This window comes from Sulfitobacter sp. 1A13368, from assembly GCF_043557275.1.
Classification (GTDB): Bacteria; Pseudomonadota; Alphaproteobacteria; order Rhodobacterales; family Rhodobacteraceae; genus Sulfitobacter; species Sulfitobacter faviae.
In genome coordinates this window covers 211,443-227,982 of sequence record NZ_JBIFFR010000001.1, presented here as the reverse complement: position 1 = coordinate 227,982, position 16,540 = coordinate 211,443, and the positions used below count along the sequence as shown (strand labels likewise).

Annotated in this window: 13 protein-coding genes and 1 tRNA gene; 5 read left to right on the top strand and 9 right to left on the bottom strand. The window is 65.3% G+C overall.

Annotation, left to right across the window (positions count from 1 at the left end):
- The first annotated feature begins 27 nt into the window (after positions 1–27).
- Genes ACGYK4_RS01080 through ACGYK4_RS01065 form a run of 4 tightly spaced genes read left to right on the top strand, consistent with a single transcriptional unit; the run spans position 28 to position 5,021 of the window.
- Positions 28–642, top strand: coding sequence for a 4'-phosphopantetheinyl transferase (locus ACGYK4_RS01080; RefSeq protein ID WP_394454756.1), 615 nt, complete (start codon positions 28–30; stop codon positions 640–642).
- A gap of 4 nt (positions 643–646) precedes the next feature.
- Positions 647–1,591 carry a hypothetical protein gene (locus ACGYK4_RS01075; RefSeq protein ID WP_394454755.1) on the top strand — a complete coding sequence of 315 codons (945 nt, stop codon included), beginning with the start codon at positions 647–649 and terminating at the stop codon, positions 1,589–1,591.
- Entirely contained in the window at positions 1,588–4,179 is a 2,592-nt protein-coding gene (locus ACGYK4_RS01070) for a hypothetical protein (protein ID WP_394454754.1), read from the top strand. The genes ACGYK4_RS01075 and ACGYK4_RS01070 overlap by 4 nt, the downstream gene beginning before the upstream one ends.
- Entirely contained in the window at positions 4,170–5,021 is an 852-nt protein-coding gene (locus ACGYK4_RS01065; RefSeq protein WP_394454753.1) for a glycosyltransferase family 2 protein, read from the top strand. The genes ACGYK4_RS01070 and ACGYK4_RS01065 overlap by 10 nt, the downstream gene beginning before the upstream one ends.
- On the opposite strand, the gene ACGYK4_RS01060 is transcribed toward ACGYK4_RS01065, so the two are convergent.
- Positions 5,018–6,223 carry a glycosyltransferase gene (locus tag ACGYK4_RS01060; RefSeq protein WP_394454752.1) on the bottom strand — a complete coding sequence of 402 codons (1,206 nt, stop codon included), beginning with the start codon at positions 6,221–6,223 and terminating at the stop codon, positions 5,018–5,020. The two genes, ACGYK4_RS01065 and ACGYK4_RS01060, sit on opposite strands and share 4 nt — an antisense overlap.
- A 159-nt stretch (positions 6,224–6,382) precedes the next feature.
- Here ACGYK4_RS01060 and ACGYK4_RS01055 point away from each other — a divergent pair, with 159 nt between their 5' ends.
- Positions 6,383–7,693, top strand: coding sequence for an oligosaccharide flippase family protein (locus ACGYK4_RS01055; protein ID WP_394454751.1), 1,311 nt, complete (start codon positions 6,383–6,385; stop codon positions 7,691–7,693).
- 5 nt (positions 7,694–7,698) lie between these two features.
- Here the strand turns inward: ACGYK4_RS01055 and ACGYK4_RS01050 are convergent, their stop codons facing one another.
- The 8 genes from ACGYK4_RS01050 to ACGYK4_RS01015 all read right to left on the bottom strand — a co-directional run bounded on the left by ACGYK4_RS01050 (position 7,699) and on the right by ACGYK4_RS01015 (position 16,477).
- Positions 7,699–9,000, bottom strand: coding sequence for a GumC family protein (locus tag ACGYK4_RS01050; RefSeq protein ID WP_394454750.1), 1,302 nt, complete (start codon positions 8,998–9,000; stop codon positions 7,699–7,701).
- A gap of 114 nt (positions 9,001–9,114) precedes the next feature.
- Positions 9,115–10,026 carry a CpsD/CapB family tyrosine-protein kinase gene (locus ACGYK4_RS01045; RefSeq protein WP_394432798.1) on the bottom strand — a complete coding sequence of 304 codons (912 nt, stop codon included), beginning with the start codon at positions 10,024–10,026 and terminating at the stop codon, positions 9,115–9,117.
- A 71-nt stretch (positions 10,027–10,097) separates the two neighbouring features.
- Positions 10,098–10,814, bottom strand: coding sequence for a sugar transferase (locus tag ACGYK4_RS01040; protein ID WP_394410453.1), 717 nt, complete (start codon positions 10,812–10,814; stop codon positions 10,098–10,100).
- 616 nt (positions 10,815–11,430) lie between these two features.
- A tRNA-Glu gene (locus ACGYK4_RS01035) sits at positions 11,431–11,505 on the bottom strand.
- A gap of 121 nt (positions 11,506–11,626) precedes the next feature.
- Positions 11,627–13,366 carry a single-stranded-DNA-specific exonuclease RecJ gene (gene recJ, locus ACGYK4_RS01030; RefSeq protein ID WP_394454749.1) on the bottom strand — a complete coding sequence of 580 codons (1,740 nt, stop codon included), beginning with the start codon at positions 13,364–13,366 and terminating at the stop codon, positions 11,627–11,629.
- A gap of 52 nt (positions 13,367–13,418) precedes the next feature.
- The gene (gene glpX / locus ACGYK4_RS01025) at positions 13,419–14,381 is read right to left on the bottom strand and encodes a class II fructose-bisphosphatase (RefSeq protein WP_394454748.1); all 963 of its coding nucleotides are present in this window, start codon (positions 14,379–14,381) and stop codon (positions 13,419–13,421) included.
- Between the two features lie 324 nt (positions 14,382–14,705).
- The gene (locus ACGYK4_RS01020; RefSeq protein WP_394454747.1) at positions 14,706–15,992 is read right to left on the bottom strand and encodes a homoserine dehydrogenase; all 1,287 of its coding nucleotides are present in this window, start codon (positions 15,990–15,992) and stop codon (positions 14,706–14,708) included.
- A gap of 116 nt (positions 15,993–16,108) precedes the next feature.
- Positions 16,109–16,477: a hypothetical protein gene (locus ACGYK4_RS01015; protein ID WP_394454746.1), complete on the bottom strand. Its 369-nt coding sequence runs from the start codon at positions 16,475–16,477 to the stop codon at positions 16,109–16,111.
- Between the last annotated feature and the right edge of the window lie 63 nt (positions 16,478–16,540).

The following is a 16,540-nucleotide window of genomic DNA, read 5'->3' as shown; positions in this document are numbered from 1 at the left end:
CTTTTCGATCTCCCGGTCGCTGTTGCCGTGACCCGACCCGACGGAGCCTATCCGCCGTTGCTGGGGGACGAGGCGACCCTCATCGCACGGGCACGACCCAAGCGTGCAGCCGAATTCACCGCCGGACGCCACGCGGCACGCGAGGCGATGCGCGCACTCGGTCATCCGCCCGCGCCGGTGCTGGCCAGCGCCGACCGCGCGCCGATTTGGCCACCCGCCCTGACCGGCTCAATCAGCCACTGTGACGACTGGTGCATCGCGGTTCTGGCGCGCAGGGCAGAGGTGGAGACCCTCGGCGTCGATATTGAAGACGACAGCCCGCTGCCCGCAGACCTGCTCACCGAAATCTGCCTTCCGGCGGAAATCACCCGCCTCGGCGGCGCGGACCTAGCGGCTGCGAAACGCGTCTTTTGCGCCAAGGAGGCGGCCTATAAGGCGCAGTACCCAGCGACCAAGGCGCTTTTTGGCTTTGATCGGCTTGAGGTCACCCTATCTGGCGATAATACCACCTTCGACGCGCGATTTACCCAAGACACAGAGGGCTTTAGCCGCGGCGATAAGCTGCGGGGGCGGATCGCGTCGGTGGCGGGCCACCTTGTCAGCGGGGTGGCGATTGGGCAGATTGATCGCAAAGGAGCTTGATCTCATGGTCGCACTCTCACGCCGTCTCTTTCTGGGGGGCGCCGCGCTTGCCAGCCTCGGCGGCGGGTCTTGGGTCTTTCGCCGGGCGCAGTTGCAGGACCGGGCGGAGGAACTCTATGCCACGCCGCTGAGCGCGCCTTCGGGACCGCTGCAGGTCTATCATCTGGGGCATTCTCTGGTGGGCCGCGACATGCCCGCGATGTTGGCGCAAATGGCAGGGGCGGGGCATAGCTATCACAGCCAGACCGGGTGGGGCAGTTCGCTGCGCGACCATTGGGAGCCGGATGTGCCTGTGAACGGGTTCGAGCGGTCCAACGATCACGCGCAGCACCAGCCCGCCCGGGCGGCCATCGGCTCGGGCGATTACGACGCGGTGGTGCTGACCGAAATGGTCGAGATCGCCGATGCCATCCGCTATCACGACAGCCCCGACTACCTTGCCCATTGGGCGCGGCTGGCCCATGCCGCCCGGCCCGACACCCGCGTCTACCTCTATGAGACTTGGCACCATACGGATGACGGCCAAGGCTGGCTGAAGCGCATCGACCGGGACTTGGATAAATACTGGCGGCGGCAGGTGATCTACCCCGCCTTGCAGGAAGCGGAGGTGCCCATTCATCTGATCCCCGCGGGGCAGGTCATGGCGGCCTTTGTCCGCGCGGTCGATGCCGCCGGTGGGGTGGGCGGTATCATCAGCCTGCATGACCTCTTTTCGCGCGATGAGAATGGCCGCCCCGATACGATCCACTTTAACGATCAGGGGGCTTACCTCGTGGCGCTGACCCATTACGCGACCCTCTATCACCGCGACCCGGCAGGGCTGCCGCACGAATTGCTGCGCGCCGACGGCACCCCGGCGCAGGCCCCAAGCGCGGAGGCCGCGCGGCTGATGCAGCGGGTGGTCTGGGACGTGGTCCGCGCCCATCCCGACAGTGGGGTCGCGGCATGAGCGGTCTGGGCGGGCTGTTCTCGGTCCTGATGGTGGGTCACAGTCTTTTTGGGGCCGATGGGCCGGATATGCTGCAAGAGGCGCTGCGCGCCGGGGTGGGCCAAGGCGAAGTGCGCGCGCAGATCATCAACGGCGCGCCCCTGCGCTACAATTGGGACGAATCGGACCGGGCCGAGGGGGTCGATGCCCGTGCGCTGCTGCCCGAGGGGGACATCACCCATCTCATCTTGACCGAGGCGATCCCGCTGGCCAATCACACCCGCTGGTCGGACACCGAAGTCTATGCGCAGGCCTTCTTTGATCTTGCGGCGGCGGCCAATCCGGAAGTGAAAGTCTATCTGCAAGAGACATGGCATTCGCTGAAAAGCGGCAGCGGGGAGGCGGTGGCCTATGACGATCACGCCCATATCCCGTGGCGCGAGAGGTTGGAGAGCGATCTGCCCGCGTGGGAGGGGATCGCATCGGCTATGCGTGCGGGGCGCAGTTCGGAGAACGCGACGATCGAGGTGATCCCAGCCGGGCAAGCGATGGCCCATCTTTATGACGAAATCGCCGCCGAAAACCTTTCTGGGCTGACCGGGATCGACGCGCTCTTCGCGGATGACATCCATTTGAACGACCTCGGCCACTACTTCGTCGCCATGGTGCAATATGCCAGGCTGACGGGCAAAGACCCCCTGGGGCTGCCGACGGATTTTAACGATCGCTGGGGCAAGGCTTTCGACACGCCCCAGCCTGATCTTGCCCGCGCCCTGCAGCGGGTGGCCTGGGAGGCGGTGCAGGACTATCAGGGCGGTGCCGTGATGCCGGCGCCCCTCGCGACGCGGCCCGTGGCCGAGGACAACGCCCAGACCGCGCCGATTACCCCGACCGGCCCGCCCGCGCCCAGCCCGGCCAGCGATGCGACCGAGGCGGCGAAGCCCCTCGATCCGCCGACCCCATTCGAGATCACGGCCTCGGAAGAGGCCGTCGCGGGCACCCGTGACATGGGCATCGGCCTTGCCGCCATCGCGGATTGGAGCGTGCAGACCCCCTTTCTTGACCTGATGAAAACCGCCCGCCCGTGGCTTGGCCATGTGGCCGGGCGCTTTGGCGGGATGGAATATGCGCAGCTGGTCCAAGGCGGCTATCTCAATGCCGAGGGCTGGCCGGTGAAAATGCCGCGCGAACTTGGCAGCATTGGCACGCTGATCCTCACCGACATGCCGGCGCAGGCGACGACGCTGAAGGGCCGCTATCTGCTCCGCTTCAAAGGGCAGGGCGTGATCGAGGTCACGGGCCGGGCCGAGAATGTGCGCTATGGCAAGAACGAAGTGCGGTTTGACTATGCGCCGGGGCCGGGCAGTGTCGACATTCGCATTCAACGCATGCACCGCAGCGACCCGCCGCGCGAGATCACCGTGGTCCGCGAAGACCGCGTCGCCGATTACGACGCCGGGGCGCGCTTCAACCCCGATTGGACGCGGCATCTGACGGGGATGAAAGTGCTGCGCTTCATGGATTGGATGGGCACCAATGACAGCCAAATATCCACTTGGGAGGAGCGCCCGCGCCCCGAGGATGTGACCTATGCCCTGCGCGGCGTCCCGGTGGAGGTGATGGTCGCATTGGCCAATGAGCTGGGGATCGACCCGTGGTTCAACATGCCGCATCTGGCGTATGATGGCTATGTGACCGCCTTTGCGACCTATGTCGAAGAGGCGTTGGAGGGCGAGCGCAAAGCCTATGTGGAGTTCTCGAACGAGGTGTGGAACTGGCAATTCGCCCAGACCCAATGGGCCGATGAGATGGCGCAGGCCCGCTGGGATGAGGCCGAGAAGGGGATGCAGTTCTATGGTCTGCGGGCCGCCGAAGTGGCGCGCATCTGGACGGATGTTTTCGGCGGAGAGGCCAAGGCGCGGTTGCGCAATGTGATCGCGAGCCAAACCGGGTGGCTGGGGCTTGAGCGCGAAGCCTTGGACGCGCCGCTTTACGTGGCCGAGCAGGCGGGCAACAGCGCCCCCGCCACGGCCTTCGATGCCTATGCGATCACCGGGTATTTCGGCGGCGTGCTGGGGTTGGAGGAGAATGCCGAATTGGTCAGCGGCTGGCTGGCCGATAGCCTTGCCAAGGCCCGCGCCGAGGGGGAGGCGCAGGGGCTGAGCGGCGCGGCTTTGGCCGATTATATCGCGGCCCACCGCTTCGATGCGGCAACAGCCCTTGCGGCGCAGGACCTGCGCAACGGGGGCACCAGCGGCTTGGAGACTGACACGCTGGCCGATCTCATTGGCCGGGTTTGGCCCCATCACGCTGCCGTGGCGCGGGCGCATGACCTCGATCTGGTGATGTACGAAGGCGGCAGCCATGTGGTCGGCCTCGGCGCGCAGGTGAATGACGAAGGGCTGACCGCGTTCTTTCACCATCTGAACTACGCCCCCGAGATGGGCGCGCTCTATACTGATCTGATGGCGGGCTGGCGGGCTGTTGGCGGGCAGCTTTTCACCCATTACTCCGACGTCTACGCCCCGACGAAATGGGGCTCTTGGGGGGCGCTGCGCTATCTGGCGGACGACAATCCGCGTTGGCACGCTTTGACCGCATGGAAGTGACCAACGCGTTCCACGGGGTGAGCGTGTTGATCCCCGCCCATGATGAAGCTGACTGGCTGCCCGCCTGCCTCGATGCCCTTCGCGCTTCGGAACCGGTCGCGGGGCCGGTCGAGGTCATCGTCGTGGCAAATGGCTGCTCGGACAACACCGCCGAACTGGCCCGCGCGGAGGTCCCGTCGTTTAAGGCGCGGGGCTGGGTGTTGCGGGTGCTGGAACTGGCCGAAGGTGGCAAGCTTGGCGCGTGGAACGCAGGCGAGGCGGCGGCGCGGGGGGCGGTGCTGGTCTATCTCGACGCCGATGTGCTGGTCTCACCGCCCCTGCTGAGCCAGTTGCAAGAGGCGCTGGCCGGGGACGCACCGCGCTATGGCAGCGGGGTGCCGCGGGTGACGACCTCAGGCGATTGGGTGACGCGCCATTACACGCGGTTCTGGCGGACGACCGGTTTCATGACCCATGGCGTGCCGGGCTTTGGCGTCTTTGCGATGAATCGCGACGGGCGGGCGCGGTGGGGGGCGTGGCCCGATATCATCTCGGACGACACTTTCGCGCGGCTGAACTTTCGCCCCGAGGAGCGTATCACCGTGCCCGCCCGCTATGACTGGCCCATGATCGAAGGTTTCGCGCCGCTGGTGCGGGTGCGTCGGCGGCAGGACGCGGGCGTGGCCGAGGTGGCGCGGCTGTTCCCCGAATTGATGCGCAATGACGATCCCCATGACCGACTGCGCCCCTTTTGGCGGCGGGCGCTGGCCGATCCCTTGGGCGCGCTGGTCTTTGTCGCCGTGCGGCTCACGATCCATGCGCCGGTTCTGCGCAGCGCCAACCGTTGGGTGCGGGGGCGCTAGCGGGCGGCCTCTTGCATGTGCTGGGCGAGTTTCGCCGCCTCATGGGCGACATCATGGCGTGCAAAGACCCGCCTGCGGGCTTTCGTGCCCATTTCCTCTAACGCGGGGAGGGGGACGTCGTGCAGGGCGGCCATCGCCTCGGCCAAGGCTGCCACATCGCCTGCGGGCACCAGCCATCCGGTCTCGCCCGGCTGCACCAATTCCGGCGTGCCTGCGATATAGGTGGCGATCACGGGGCGGGCGGCGGCCATCGCCTCCATCACCACCATGGGCAGTCCTTCGGCGAAACTGGGCATCACAAGCGCATGGGCGGCGCCGAGTTCCGCCGTCACGCGGGCCTCATCGACCCAGCCGGTCAGGGTGACGTGCTCTTGCAGGCCGTGGTGGGCGATCTCGGCTTCGATCACGCCGCGCAGGGGGCCGTCGCCGATCAGGGTCAGATGCAGATCGGGGTGGCTGTCACGCAGCCGTGTCATGGCGTCGATCAGGGCAAGCTGGCCTTTCTGCTCTACAAACCGTCCGATGGAGACGAGACGGCGCGGGCCATCGGGCAGGGGGGCGGGGGCCGCGAATTTGGCGAACTCAATGCCGCAATGCACGACCTTGATGCGCGGCCAATCCGCCGGGTCGGCCCAACGGCACAGCTGGCTGCGCCCGAACTGGCTGATCGCCACGGCAAAGGCCGCGTGGTGGATTTTCGCGCCGAGCGAGAGGGCGCGCGGGCTGTCAAATTCCTCAGGCCCGTGGGTGGTGAAACTATAGCGCGGCCCGCCCAGCCTGTGGCAAAGCATCGCGACCATCGCGGCGTTGGTGCCAAAATGGGCGTGCAGATGTTGGGTGTCGCTGCCCTCAAGCCGGGCGCGCAGATAACAGGCCTCGGCCAGATAGATCAGATGGCGGGCCAGCCCCGTCTCGGCCCGGCGGGCGGCCTGCCAGACATCGCGCAGCGCTTGGCCGAACCGCCGGGGCGCGCGCAGCATTATGCCCAGACTGGCACGGGCGAGGGCGCTGCCACCGGCGGCCAGCACATAATGGGTCGCTGCCGCCTCGGCCTTGTCCTGCGGATCGACCAAAGGGACATCGGGGCCGCGCATGGCGAAACGGTCCACCTCATGGCCCGCCGCCTCTAGCGCCGCAATCTCGCGCCGGATGAAGGAATGCGAGGGCTGCGGATAGGTGTTGAGGATATAGGCGATCTTCACGGGCGGTGCGGCCTTGGCTTGGGGCTGATAAACCTTGTTACCCGCCCGCTTGCCACTGGCACAAGGGCGGGCAAGGCTTTAGGCTTTCGCAGAGAACTGGCAGAGGCGCAGCAACGGGTGTTTTCCAAGCTTTCCCAAGCGGTAACGGGCAATCGCCTGATGGCACGGGCACTGCGCTCGACCTCTTGGATCGTCTTGGGGTACGGCGGGTCGCAGGCGATCCGGCTGGCGTCGAACCTGATCCTGACGCGGCTGCTCTTTCCCGAAGCCTTTGGCCTGATGGCGCTGATACAGGTGGTGATTGTCGGGCTGACGCTGTTCTCGGACGTGGGCATCGCCCCCTCCATCGCGCAGAGCAAGCGTGGCGATGATCCGGATTTCCTGAACACCGCTTGGACAATCCAAGCGATCCGAGGGGCGTGTCTGTGGCTGGCCGCCTCTGCTTTGGCATGGCCGGTGGCGGCGTTTTACGACGAGCCGCTCCTGCTGACCTATCTCCCCATCGCGGCGCTGAGCCTTGTGGTCGCCGGGTTCAATCCCACGCGGATCGAGACGGCGCACCGGCACCTGCAAATGGGGCGGCTGACGCTGCTGGACCTGACATCGCAGGTAATGGGCATCGCGGTGATGATCTTGGGCGCGGCGCTCTATCAATCGGTGGCGGCGTTGGTGATCGGCGGCGTGGTGGGGGCCGTGGCGAAACTGGCGCTGACCCATGCCTTCCTGCCGGGGCCGGGCAACCGCTTTCGCTGGGAGCGTCCGGCGGTGCGCGAATTGGTGCATTTCGGCAAATGGATTTTCCTGTCGACCATGTTTTGGTTCTTTGCCAGCCAAGGGGACAAGGCGATCTTGGGCAAGTTCCTCTCACTCGAAGGGTTGGGCATCTACAACATCGGTTATTTTCTGGCGAGTTTCCCGCTGCTGCTGGGGCAGAATGTCACCGGGCGGGTGATGATCCCGATCTACCGAGAGGCGGGGGGCGGCGATCATCCCAAGCTCAAGCGGATGCGCTATGGGCTAAGCGGCGGGTTACTGGCGCTTTTGGTGGGCATGGCGCTGGCGGGGCCGTGGTTGGTCTCGGTCCTCTATGACCCGCGCTACCTGCAAAGCGGCGCGATTCTGGTGATGTTGGCGCTGGCGCTGATGCCGCAGGTGATCGGGATGACCTATGATCAAGCGGCTTTGGCCGCCGGGGATTCACGGCGGTTCTTCATCTCTTCGGCCTCAAGGGCCAGCCTGCAAGTGGGGCTACTGCTGGCGGGGGTGGTCACCGCCGGTCTGCCGGGGGCGCTGATCGGGTTGGGTGCCGCGATGGTGCTGTCGCATCTGGTGTTGATCTGGCTCGCAAGGGCGCATGGCGTCTGGGACGCGCGGCATGATCTGTTTTTTACCCTCTTAGGGCTGGCGCTTGGCGCGCTGTCGCTTTGGCTGCATTGGGATCGGGTGCTGGGGCTGAGCGCCACGGTCTGAGCGGTTCACCCCTTTTGCTTGCGGGCCATCCGCGCGGCGCGGCCCTCTTTCCCGGCCTTCAAGCGCTCCTGCCAGACTTTGCCCAAGGTCCGGCGCTTTTCGCGCGGGCTGAGGTCGGGGATCGAGACAACGGGGATCAACCCCGTCTCGCGCGTCATCTGCCGGGCCGAGCGGATCACCGGGCGGCGCAGTTCCAGCAGGAAGGCCACGATCAGCGCCAGCGCCAAGCTGGCCATCCCGCCCACCGCCGCGCGTTTCTTGCGGCTGAGCGATACGGGGTAATCAGGCAGTTCGGCCTGCTCCAACGTGATCAGCTTCTCGCCCCGCTGATCGGATTCGAGAGAGAATCCCACCTCCGCCTCATTCCGGCGGGCGGTGATCACCTCCAACTGGTCTTGCAACTGGGTCAGGCGGCGCTCAAAACGGGCCAGCTCGCGCTCGACCTCGGGCGAGGTTTGCAGGCTGGCGGTCAGGGTTTCGCGCTGTTCTTGCAGCAGGTCGCGCTGCGTGGTCAGGCTTTCGAGCGTGGCATTCAACTCGGCCTGTTCGCGGGCGATGGTGGCGGCGCGGGCATCGGGGTTGACCCGATCGCGCGCCAGCCGCGTGGCGATGATTTCACGGTCAAGTTCAAGAATGGCGTCATTGAGGCTGCTGATCTCGCCGCGGCGAAACTCAAGACTGCCTTCGAGCGACAGGTCGTTTTCGGTCCGGTAATCCGCCAATTCGGCCTCAAGCTCAGAAATGTCGCGGATCAGGTTCTGCTCTTGGCGCTGGAAAAACTCCAAGGTTTCTTGGGTCTGGCTCTGGCGTCGGGCGGCGGACATCTGGCGCGTGCGGTCGGCGAATTCGCGGGCCACGGCCTGCGCATCGGCGGGGTTGTCCATCTCGGCGGTGAAGGTCATGACCGAGATGGTGCCGTCATCCGCATAGCCTTCGCGCGGCGCAGCGACGCCGGTGATGGTGACCGAACGGCGCAGCAGATCGACTTTCTCGGACATGCGCAGCGCAGTCAGATCGTCATAAAGATCAAAGCGTTGAATGATATCGATCAAGGTGCCGCGCGCCATCAACTGCTGTTCGATCAATTGCAAACGGCGGGCCGAAGACCCTTCGACCGTAGAGGGGGCCAGATCATTGGCGATCTTGGGCTGCTCGATCTGGATGACTTCGGAGGATTGGTAGACATGCGGGGTCGCAAGCGCCCAGTAGACCGAGGCGATACAGCCCAGAAGCGTGATCAAAATGATCACGCCCGCGCGGCGGCGGATCATGTCGATGAAGTCATCGAATGTATAGATCGGTCCCATGTGCCTCTTTCCAACCTGCCCAAAGCCCCCGACCGTTGCCCGGCGGAGTTTCCCTGCCTAGATCAGATGACTTGGGCGATAATAGGGCGCAAGCAAGGACGGCGACAGGGGGTCTTAGGCATATTTCGGCAGGCTAGAGGCCCGCGCCCGGTTCAGCACGATGCCCAAGAGCGGCACCTGACCTTCGAGCATCCGTTCGCATTCGCGCAGGTGACGCGCCATGGTCTGGCTGCCGTCCGAGATCAGCAAAACACCGTCCAATTGCGGCAAGAAGGCCGAAAGATCATCATGTTCCAGCATCGGCGGCATGTCGTAGAGGACGATTTCAGGCTGGAGCGAGGCCCGCAGACGCAGCAGGGTTTCCGCCGTAGCGCTGTCTTGCAAGATTTCGGCGGCGTTCACTTCGGCCCGGTCGTTCAGCCCAAGGGCAAGCGTATCGCTCACCCGCAGCATCCCCTTGCCGAGGTCGGCGCGGCCACTGAGCAGATCGCTCATCGCGCCAGGGGCCTGCATGTCAAAGGCACGGGCCAGACCGGGGCTGCGCATGTTCATGTCCATCAACACGGTGCGCGATCCCGGCACCCGCGACAGGCTCAGCGCCAGATTGGTCGCCGAAAAGCTGTTGCCGCAGCCAGAGGTGGGGGCGGTGATGGCGATATTGACCCAGCGATGCTCTAACGTTGTCTGACGCAGGCGTGTGCGCAGCAGGTCAAAGGCCCGCGCGGCGGCGCTGTTGCGATGATCGTCGACCAGCGGCATGTCGCCGCCGGGGCCAGGGGTGGCGATGGGCAGATCTTGCCAGCGCGGCGCGCGGTCGTCACCGATGTAGCGGGAAACGGCAGGGGCGGCGGGTAGGCTGTCTTCAAAGGTCAGGTCGCCTTCGGAGAAATCGCCGTCGAACTCATCTTCATGGTCGATCCCGGTGCGGCGCGGGCGGATGCTGTGGCGCATCCCCGGGCCGCCGAACTGCGCCGTCACATCGCTGTTATCCGCGCCGAGGGCATCGGATGCGTAGAGGTCCCTCATCGTCTTCCCTTTCGATTTCTTGAACATAAGGCGCTGGATTTCTCGTTATTGCCGGGCGCGGCGAGCATCGCTTAGCACCCGGTTCGGCGCAAGACGACGCCGACGGTTTTCAGCAGAATGGTCAGGTCCATCGGCAGCGACAGATTGCGGCGATAGGCGGCGTCGACCTCATTGCGGTAGGTGAAACGGCTGTTGTTACGGGCCGAGACCTGCCACAGCCCGGTGATGCCGGGGCGCAGCGCGAAATAGGCTTTCGCATCGCCATACATCTCAAGCTGGTCGGGCATCATGGGGCGCGGGCCGATCAGGCTCATGTCACCTTTGAACACGTTCCAAAGCTGCGGCAGCTCATCCAGCGAGGTGGCCCGCAGGAAAGCGCCGACCCGCGTGATGCGCGGATCGTCCTTCAGCTTTTGCATCTCATCCCATTCCGCCCGCATCGCCGGGTTAGCGGCAAGGTAGCTCTCCAGCACCGCGTCGGCATCGCGCACCATGGTGCGCAGCTTCAGGATTGAGAAGCCTTTGCCGCCCCGCCCAAGGCGTTTTTGCGTATAGAAGGGCTGACCGCTTTCGATCCACAGCGCCAGCGCGCAAAGCGCGATGATCGGCAGGGCGATGGGCAGGGACGCGAGGATCAGCAGCCGGTCGAGAAGCGGTTTCGCGTAGCGGCCATAAAGGCCGGTCGGACGCAGACGAAGGGCCGCCAGCGCGCGCGGCGCGGGCAGCACCGCAGTCCCCGCCATGGCAGGCTGCGCACGGCCCAGCACCGGACCGGCGATCACTTCCATCGAGCCATAGACATGGTTGTGTGCGTCAAAGTACTTCATTCCAAACCCCCCAGGGTTCAATCGCATTCATTCGGACCGTTTCGGCCCACGGCGCCTTCGCACCGCTCCGTCTCAACGACCTATCCGGCCTATACGTTCAGGTAGGATATGTATCATTTGTTACCACCTTTTCGCCTTATTCGATCCTTTTTCTCAGAAACAGACTGTTTCGCGGGGCGGCGGGCAGGTGGGAATTTAGGAGTGAGTTGAGGGCCTTATGGGAGCGCCATGGGGTGCAGATGTGTGGCGTTCGATGGTGGAGGGGAGGGCGTGCGCAGGCGTAGATGAGATATTAAGTCGTTGATAAATATGAGACTTATAGGGTTCTGAAGTTCCGGGTAATCATCTGTCTTAGGTGTCGGCCACTAAGCTTATGTGCCTTCGGATAGCGAGGTTGCAGAGGCACAAGCCACCAGCCATCGCGCAATTCTCACAATAATGTCAGGGCGATAAATGGGCGACAGTTGGGCGCAGGGGGCAGGTGGGTAAACGCCAAAAACCGCGGATCGGCTGCGCGATTCCGAGGGGATTCTTTAGTGTCTCTAGAGGCTTGTCTTTGAATTTTAGAGAAGAAAAGTGGCAGCCCGTAGGGGAATCGAACCCCTCTTTCCAGGTTGAAAACCTGGCGTCCTAACCGATAGACGAACGGGCCACTCTTTTGTCTGGCAGGTCAGTGCAGCGTTTAGTGTGTGCTGCTCTGTCTGTGAGCGGACGTTTAAGTAATACTGCGGGGGGCTGCAAGCGGAAAAATGAAGTTTCTTCAGAAAAAGTTTTCAGGCCCGTGCGGCGTCCTCCAAACGCAGTTGAACGGTGCGCCGACCGCGGAAATTGTTAATGTCGAGACGGCCCGCGAGGTGGAAACGTGCGCCGCCGTGGTTCTCCAGCGCGGGGCCGAGGGGGCCGTCGTAGGCGCCAAAGGAAATCGCCTCTAGATTCGCGCCGAGGCCGTCGCCAAAGCTCACTTTCAGGTGGTTCTCGCCCACGCGTTTGGCAAAGCGGATTTGCATGTCCGCAAAGGCATAGCGCGGGGCAGGGGCGCCGGCGCCGAAGGGGCCGGCTTGGTCGACCATCTCGGCCAGCTCCACGGTGGCTGCGCCGGGCATCATCATGCCGCAGAGGTTGAGGTCGGCGGGGCCTGCCAAATGCGCGCCCTGTTTGGTGAGCAATTCGCCTAAGCGCGCCATCGCCGCGTCGATCTTGTCTTCCGCCACGGTCAGGCCTGCGGCCATCTTGTGCCCGCCGCCCTTGATCAGCAGCCCTTCGGCGGCCAGACGCTGGATCGGCGCGCCGAGGTCGATGCCGCTGATCGAGCGGCCCGAGCCCTTGCCGATGCCGTTTTCGATGCCGATGACGATAGAGGGGCGGTTGGCGGCTTCTTTCAGGCGTGAGGCAACGATGCCCACCACGCCGGGATGCCAGCCGGGGCCAGCGGCCCATGCCAGCGGTCCGTCAAAGCCGCGGTCTTCGGCCTGTGCCATGGCACTGGCGCGCACAGCGGCCTCAACCTCGCGGCGGTCGGTATTGAGCTGGTCCAGCCGTTCGGCGAGGGCCGCGGCCTCATGCGGGTCGGCGGTGGCCAAGAGACGCGCACCAAGGTCTGCTTGCCCGATGCGCCCGCCCGCGTTGATGCGGGGGCCGAGCAGAAAGCCGAGGTGATAGGCCGTGGGGGCGGTGTCCATCCGCGCCACATCCGACAGGGCGGCAAGGCCGGGGCGCGCGCGCCGGGCCATGACCTTGAGCCCCTGACGCACGAAGGCGCGGTTGACGCCGGTGAGCGGGGCCACATCGGCGACGGTGGCCAGCGCCACCAAATCAAGCATCGCCATCAGGTCTGGCCCCTTGCGCCCCGCTTCGCGCAGTTGGCGCCCCACTTCGACGAGCATCAAGAACACGACTGCAGCGGCGCAGAGATGCGCCAGCGTGCCATCTTCGTCCTGTCTGTTGGGGTTCACCACGGCCAGCGCATCGGGCAGCGTTTCGCCGCCAAGGTGGTGGTCCAACACGATGACATCCGCGCCCTTGGCGGCGGCGATGGGGCCATGGGACAGCGTGCCGCAGTCGACGCAGACGATCAGGTCATGCTCAGCGGCGAGGGAGGCCATCGCCTCGTCATTGGGGCCATAGCCCTCGTCGATACGGTCAGGGATATAGAGCGTCGCACGGTGGCCCATGTCGCGCAGCCAGACCAGCAGCAGCGCGGCGGAAGAGCCGCCGTCCACGTCGTAGTCCGCGAAAATTGCGATGCGCTCACGGTTTCGCAGGGCCGAAAGAAACCGCGTCGCCGCGGCCTCCATATCGCGCAGGGAGCGGGGATCGGGCAGCAGGTCGCGCAGGGCGGGGGCCAGAAAGCCCGCCGCTTGGGTATCGACCACGCCGCGGCGCGCCAGCACTTGGCACACCGGGTCGGGCAGGCCCGCGCGCTGCACCAGCAGTTCCGCCGCGCGGGTCAGTTCCACGTCAGGACCGATCCAGCGCCGCCCGGTCAAAGATGTTTCGACACCGAGAAAGCTCATGCGGACCTCATTTGGCCGTTATGGAATAGGGTGGGAAGGGCCAGTCTGGCCCTCACTCCGCCGGGGTGCGGTAGTTGATGCGACGGACCGAGCCGGTGCGCGAGCGCATGATCAGCGTCTCGGTGGTCAGCCAGCCCGGCTCGCGTTTCACGCCCGGCAGAATGTTGCCGCCGGTGACGCCTGTCGCGGCAAAGATCACGTCTTGGGTGACCATCTCGTCGCGCGAATAGATGCGGTCAAATTCGGTGATCCCGGCTTTGGCAGCGCGGCCCTTTTCGTCGTCGTTGCGGAACAACAGGCGGCCATACATCTGCCCGCCCATGCATTTCAGGGCGGCAGCGGCCAGCACGCCTTCGGGCGCGCCACCTTGGCCCATATACATGTCGATGCCGGTTTCAGGGTCGGCGCAATGCATCACGCCAGCCACGTCACCATCGGTGATCAGACGGATGGCGGCACCGGTGGCGCGGACTTCGGCGATCATGTCGGCGTGGCGCGGACGCTCAAGGATGCAAACGGTGATGTCGGACGCCGCGCAGCCCTTGGCGCGGGCCAGCGCTTCGACACGTTCACCGGGGCTCATGTCGAGGGTGACGACATCGGTCTCGAAGCCTGGGCCGATGGCGAGCTTGTCCATATAGGTGTCCGGCGCGTGCAGCATGGAGCCGCGCGGGCCCATGGCGATCACGGTCAGCGCGTTGGGCATGTCCTTGGCGGTCAGCGTGGTGCCTTCGAGCGGGTCGAGCGCGATGTCTACGCCGGGGCCCTTGCCGGTGCCGACTTCCTCGCCGATGTAGAGCATCGGGGCCTCGTCCCGCTCACCTTCGCCGATGACCACGACGCCCGCGATGTCAAGCATGTTAAGCTGTTCGCGCATGGCGTTCACGGCGGCTTGGTCGGCGGCTTTCTCGTCACCCTTGCCGATCAGCTTGGCCGAGGCCAGCGCGGCGGCTTCGGAAACGCGGGCGAGGCCCAGAGAGAGCATGCGGTCTTGGAATTCGGCGGAAGCGGTCATGGAGTGTCCTTGGGTGCAATGTGTTTTCTGTCCTGTACCCTTGCGCGGGCCTCGGGGCAAGTTTTGGGTTGGGGGAGCGGCTGCCACTTCGGCCGAAACTGCGACCCCGGCCCGGAAACAAGCCGTAGGCGCCGGGCCATCGCCTGCCCGCCTCGTCACGCCGAAGGCGGGTGGGTCTATCTAGGCGCAGCTTTGGTGCGACAGGGTAGGCGATTTGGTGGGGCTGGGTGCGACCCCGCGGGCGCGCACCATGGTTGAGCCATAATGTGGGACGAAGCACCGCTCATCGCCCGCCCGTCCGCGGGCAGGCGTTGGCCCTCAGTCTCAGACCTCTTCGATCCGCAGCGCTACCGGTTCACCGGCCAGCACGCCCGTCTTGTCCATATTCGCCAGCGCTTCCAGCAGCGCGTCGCGGCTTGTCTTATGAGTCACGATCAGCACGGGGGCCGAGACATCCGCATGTTCATACTGGCGCATCCGGTAGATGCTCACACCCGCTTCGCCCAGCACCGTGGCGATTTTCGCCAAAGCGCCGGGTTTGTCGACCAGCGCCATGCGCAGGTAGTAGGGGGCAGGGCGCTGACTGCTGGCGGGGGTGGTTTGCTCAAGCGTTCCGGCAGGCTGGCCAAAGACCGGCCCGCGCAACCCGCGCGCGATGTCGCAGACATCGGCCATCACGGCGCTGGCCGTTGGCCCTTCACCCGCACCGGCACCGCGCAACACGATCTGGCCCACGGCATCGCCTTCGATCACCACCATATTGGTGCCGCCATCAAGCTGCCCCAAAGGCGATGTTTGCGGCACGAGGCAGGGCATCATCCGCTGCTCCAGCCCGCGGCCGGTTTTCTGGGTCACGCCCAGCAGTTTGATCTTATAACCCATGTCGGCGGCGGCGCGGATGTCTTCGATGGCGACTCGCTCGATCCCCTCAAGCTGGATGCCGTCAAAGTCGATCTTGGTGCCGAATGCGATCGATGACAGGATCGCCAGCTTATGCGCCGCGTCGATGCCGCCCACATCCAATTGCGGATCGGCTTCGAGATAGCCCAGCCCATCGGCCTCGGCGAAAATCTTTTGATAGGTTTTGCCTGAGTCCTCCATCCGGGTGAGGATGTAATTGCACGAGCCGTTCATCACCCCCATGATCCGGGTGATCTCATTCCCGGCAAGCCCCTCCATCAGCGTCTTGATGACCGGGATGCCGCCCGCCACAGCCGCCTCATAGCGCAGGGCCACGCCCGCGCCCTCGGCCTGTTCGGCCAGCGCTTGGCCATGGATCGCCAGCATCGCCTTGTTCGCGGTGACCACATGTTTGCCCGCCGCCAGCGCGGCCTCGGTCGCGGCCTTGGCGGGGCCATCCGCGCCGCCCATAAGCTCCACGAAAACATCCACGTCATCGCGGGTGGCCAATTTGACGGGGTCATCCTCCCAATCATAGGAAGAGAGTGACAGCCCGCGATCCTTGTTGCGCGTGCGGGCCGAAACCGCCGAGACCGTCATCGCGCAGCCGGTGCGGGCCTCTAACAGGGCGGCCTGCTGGCGCAGAATGCGCAGCACACCCACGCCCACGGTTCCCAATCCGGCAATCCCGAGGCGAAGCGGCTTAGACATGGCGGTGGTCCTTCTGGTCTGATCCGAAAGGCCCGGCAGGCGGGGCCGGGCATAGCCGCGATGTAGCGGGTTCGGCGCCTGCGTGCAACGCGCATACGCATCACGGGGATGCCCGTTTATTCAGCGCTTTCGTTGCCCTCGGCGGCTTGGCGGGCGCGCCGGAGTTCGGCAGCACGCGCCCTGAGCCGCGCCACCCGCGCGGCACTGGCGGATTGGGCGCTTGTGCGGCTGACGCGCGCCGCGCGGGCTTCAAGATTGGCCGCACGCCCCGTGAGCGCCGCTTCGGTCCGCGCCGGGTCGATCCGCCCGGCGGTGGCCTTGGCCAAGAGCGGGTCGATCGGGACCAGATCGGGGTAGGGGGCGGCCTCCAACGCGGGCGTGATGGTGCGGTCGAGTTCGGGAAACTGCGTGCAGCCCGCGAGCAGCGAGACGCCCAGAAACAGGGCGATGGTCGAGAGGGGGCGGGGCGGGCGCGCTTGGGTCATGCCTCGTTCTGCCCCAGCCGTGATCTTCGCGCAAGCGGGGTTTGCTTTTGAACGCTTGTTCAT